The organism is Pseudomonas sp. SDO5591_S426 (assembly GCF_054070755.1).
Map to the genome: position 1 here is coordinate 1 of NZ_JBSVXD010000308.1, position 4076 is coordinate 4076.

The following is a 4076-nucleotide window of genomic DNA, read 5'->3' on the forward strand; positions in this document are numbered from 1 at the left end:
CAATCCCCTGTAGGAGCTGCCGCAGGCTGCGATCTTTTGATCTTCGCGACTTAAACTCGCAATGTGCGGGTCATACGCAGCGCCAGCAAACTACCGCAGACAATCACGCCCGCCAGCAGGTACAACGCCGCATCGGTCGAACCGGTGCTGTCCTTGACCCAACCCACCAGGTACGGACTGAGGAAACCAGCCATCTGCCCCATGGAATTGATCAGCGCCAAGCCACCCGCCGCAGCACCCGCGCTGAGCAGGGCGGTCGGCACTGGCCAGAACATCGGCAGGCCGGTGAGGGCGCCCATGGTGGCGATGGTCAGGCCGAGGATGGCGATGGCCGGGTTGGCGGCGAAGTTCACCGCGATCAACAGACCGAGCGCGCCCATCAGCATCGGCACTACCAAATGCCAGCGTCGTTCTTTGCGCAAGTCGGCCGAGCGGCCGACCATCAGCATGAACACGGCGGCCAGCAGATACGGGATCGCACTCAGCCAACCAATCACCAGGTTATCGCTGAAGCCCAGGTTCTTGATGATCGACGGCAGCCAGAAGTTGATCGCGTACACGCCGCTCTGAATGCAGAAGTAGATCAGGCCGAACGCCCAGATCGCCGGATTCTTGAACACCGCCAGCAGTGAATCAGTGGTGGTTTTAGGTTTGTTGGCCAGGTCTTCGGCGTGGTCGGCTTCCAGCACCGAGCGTTCGAATGGGGTCAGCCATTTGGCATTGGCGTAGCTGTCGCTGAGCAGGAAGTAAGCCAGTGCGCCCAGCACAACAGTCGGCACGCCTTGCAGCAGGAACATCCACTGCCAACCGGCCAAACCGCCTTGCCCGGCCGCGAAGTGATTGAGAATCCAGCCAGAGAACGGGCTGCCGAGCAGGCCCGACACCGGGATCGCCGACATGAACAGCGCCATGATGCGGCCACGGCGGAAGGTCGGGAACCACTGCGAGAGGTACAGCACCACGCCTGGGAAGAACCCGGCTTCGGCGGCGCCGGTGAACAGGCGCAAAGTGTAGAACTCGGTCGGTGTGGTGACGAACAGCAGGCAGGTCGACAGCGTGCCCCAGGTGATCATCATCAGCGCGATCCAGCGTCGCGGGCCGAATTTGGTCAACGCCAGGTTGCTCGGCACGCCGCACAGCACGTAGCCGATGAAGAAAATCCCGGCGCCGAGGCCGTACACGGTTTCGCTGAATTTCAGTGCGTCGAGCATCTGCAGTTTGGCAAATCCAACGTTCACCCGGTCGAGGTAGTTGAACAGGTAGCAGATGAAAATGAAGGGGATCAAACGCAGGGTAATGCGTTTGTAGACGGCGTTTTTCTCGTCAACGATGGCCTGGGTAGCGGCGGCGCTCTGTGACATGGCGGCTCTCTCTTTATTATGATTTTTTGCGATGCAAAGGGTAACGTTGATCGCCCAGAGAGTCTCGACCACCCTCGGGGCTGCTGTCTTTGTGCCTGAGCACAGGGTTTGTCACCAAGCCCTGTGCGGGTGAACAACCACGCTTTCAAGGATCACCGTTATGTTCGAACTCGATCACGACCTGGCCCAGGACATCGTCGACCGTGCGATGGCGATCCTGCCGTACAACGTCAACGTCATGGATAGTCAGGGTTTGATCCTCGGCAGCGGCGAACCGGAGCGGGTCAACACCCGGCATGAAGGCGCGCAACTGGTATTGGCCAACGGTCGCGTGGTCGAGATCGATGCGCAAACGGCGGCCCACCTCAAAGGCGTGCAGCCGGGGATCAACCTGCCGCTGATGCTCGACCAGCGCTTGATCGGCGTGCTGGGCATCACCGGCGAACCCGAACAACTGCGCACCTACGCCGAGCTTGTGCGGATGACTGCCGAGATGCTGGTGGGTCAGCGCAACCAGCAAGCCGAGCAACAATGGCGGCGTCAGCGTTGCGATGATCTGCTGGCATTGCTGCTCAGCGATGCCGGGAGTTCGCCGCGCTTGATTGACGAAGCACAACAACTCGGGCTCAAGCCGCAGATGACGCGGGTGCCGTACCTGTTCGAACTGGGCATGGAACACGGGCCGGGGCAAACCGTCGAGGCGCTTAGTGCGTGGCTGACCTCGCGCTATCCCGATAGCTGGTGCGTCAGCTCGGCGAAGTCCTCGTTGCTGTGGTGTCGGCCGGCCAACCAGACTGTCGAGAATGATCGCTTGCTGGAAAAACTCGACGGCCTGGGCTGGAACATTCTGCGCCTGGCCGTGGGCGGTCAGGCCGATGGGTTGACCGGGTTGCGCCGCTGCTATCGTCGGGTTGGCGACTTGCTGGCCTATGGGCGCGATGTGTTGCCCGGTTCGCGCTTGCTGACGCTCAACCGCTATCGATTGCCGGTGATGCTCTGGCGCCATCGCAACGACGATGCTCTGGACGAATTGCTCAACCCGCTGCGCAAGGTCATCGCCAAGGACAACAACGGCCAGTTGCTCGCGACCTTGCGCAGTTGGTGCGAACACGACGGCCAAAGCCAGGCGTGCGCCGAGGCGTTGGGCATTCATCGCAACAGTCTGCGCTATAGGATGGAGCGGATTGCCGAGCTTAGCGGTGTTGATCCGCTGAAGCTGGACGGCATGCTGGCGTTGTACCTTGGCGTGCAACTTCTGCCCCAGACCGACACCAACTTATAAGTCACCACAAATCACTGTGGGAGCGGGCTTGCCCGCGAAGAGGCCATCACATCCAACATGCATGGTGACTGACCCACCGCCATCGCGGGCAAGCCCGCTCCCACAGGGATCAGTGGTGGTGCACAGATTTGTGAGTAGTGCCGGGTTTTGTGGAAATGAACAATAATCCTCTTGCCCGCTTGTGCAGCGGACCGGCGTTATTGTTCATGGCGGCTGGCAGCATGTGGGCATTGGAACTGGAGAATTCCCATGAAAATCGTGATCGCCCCCGATTCGTTCAAAGACAGCCTCAGCGCGCAAGGTGTGGCCGATGCCATCGCCCTCGGGCTGGCCGAAGTCTGGCCTGATGCGCAGTTGATCAAATGCCCGATGGCCGACGGCGGGGAAGGGACCGTCGAGTCGATTCTGGCGGCGTGCGATGGCGAACTGCGCCGCAACGATCTACGCGGGCCGTTGGGGACCACGGTAAATGCCGCGTGGGGCTGGTTGCCCGACAGCCACACCGCGATCATCGAAATGGCCGAAGCCAGTGGTTTGCAGTTGGTGCCGCTGGCTCAGCGGGATGCTTGCGTCAGCAGCACCTTCGGTACCGGCGAGTTGATTCGCGCGGCGCTGGACGCCGGCGCGCAGCGGGTGATTCTGGCCATCGGCGGCAGTGCGACCAATGATGGTGGCGCCGGGGCCATGCAAGCCTTGGGTGTAAAGCTGCTCGACGCTCAGGGTCAGTCGCTCGCGCCGGGCGGTTTGGCGCTCGGGCAATTGGCGCGCATCGACCTCAGCGACATCGACCCGCGTTTGGTCGATGTGCGTTTCGACATCGCCGCCGACGTCAACAATCCCCTGTGCGGCCCCCACGGTGCCTCGGCGATTTTCGGGCCGCAAAAAGGTGCGTCGCCTGAGCAGGTCCAGCAACTGGATCGCGCCCTCGGACACTTTGCCGAGCACTGCGCAAATGTTCTGGAAAAGGACGTGCGCGACGAACCGGGCAGTGGCGCGGCGGGCGGTTTGGGGTTTGCGGCCAAGGCGTTTTTGGGCGCGCAATTCAAGGCCGGTGTCGAGGTGGTGGCCGAACTGGTGGGCCTGGCTGATGCGGTTAAAAATGCCGATCTGGTGATCACCGGCGAAGGGCGTTTCGACGCACAAACCCTGCGCGGCAAGACGCCGTTTGGCGTGGCGCGCATTGCCCGGCAGCACGGCGTGCCGGTCATCGTTATCGCCGGAACGCTGGGCGAGGGTTATCAGGCGCTGTACGAACATGGCATCGACGCCGCGTTCGCTTTGGCGAGCGGGCCGATGACGCTGGAGCAGGCGTGTTCCCAGGCGCCGCGTTTGCTGCAAGAGCGGGCGAGCGATGTGGCGCGGGTTTGGCGGGTGGCCGTTCGCCGTTAAAAGCAAAAGATCGCAGCCTTCGGCAGCTCCTACATTGGAATTGC

3 protein-coding genes are annotated in these 4076 nt (G+C 61.9%); 2 read left to right on the forward strand and 1 reads right to left on the reverse strand.

What is annotated here, in order from left to right:
• Positions 1-50: 50 nt before the first annotated feature.
• The gene (locus tag ACW9JC_RS29035) at positions 51-1361 is read right to left on the reverse strand and encodes an MFS transporter (protein WP_416127077.1); all 1311 of its coding nucleotides are present in this window, start codon (positions 1359-1361) and stop codon (positions 51-53) included.
• 160 nt (positions 1362-1521) lie between these two features.
• On the opposite strand from ACW9JC_RS29035, the gene ACW9JC_RS29040 reads away from it, so the two are divergent.
• Positions 1522-2643 (forward strand): sugar diacid recognition domain-containing protein, encoded by a 1122-nt coding sequence (locus tag ACW9JC_RS29040; RefSeq protein ID WP_457459337.1) that lies wholly within the window; start codon positions 1522-1524, stop codon positions 2641-2643.
• Positions 2644-2892: 249 nt separating this feature from the next.
• Entirely contained in the window at positions 2893-4032 is a 1140-nt protein-coding gene (locus tag ACW9JC_RS29045; protein ID WP_457459339.1) for a glycerate kinase, read from the forward strand.
• The last annotated feature ends 44 nt before the right edge of the window (positions 4033-4076 follow it).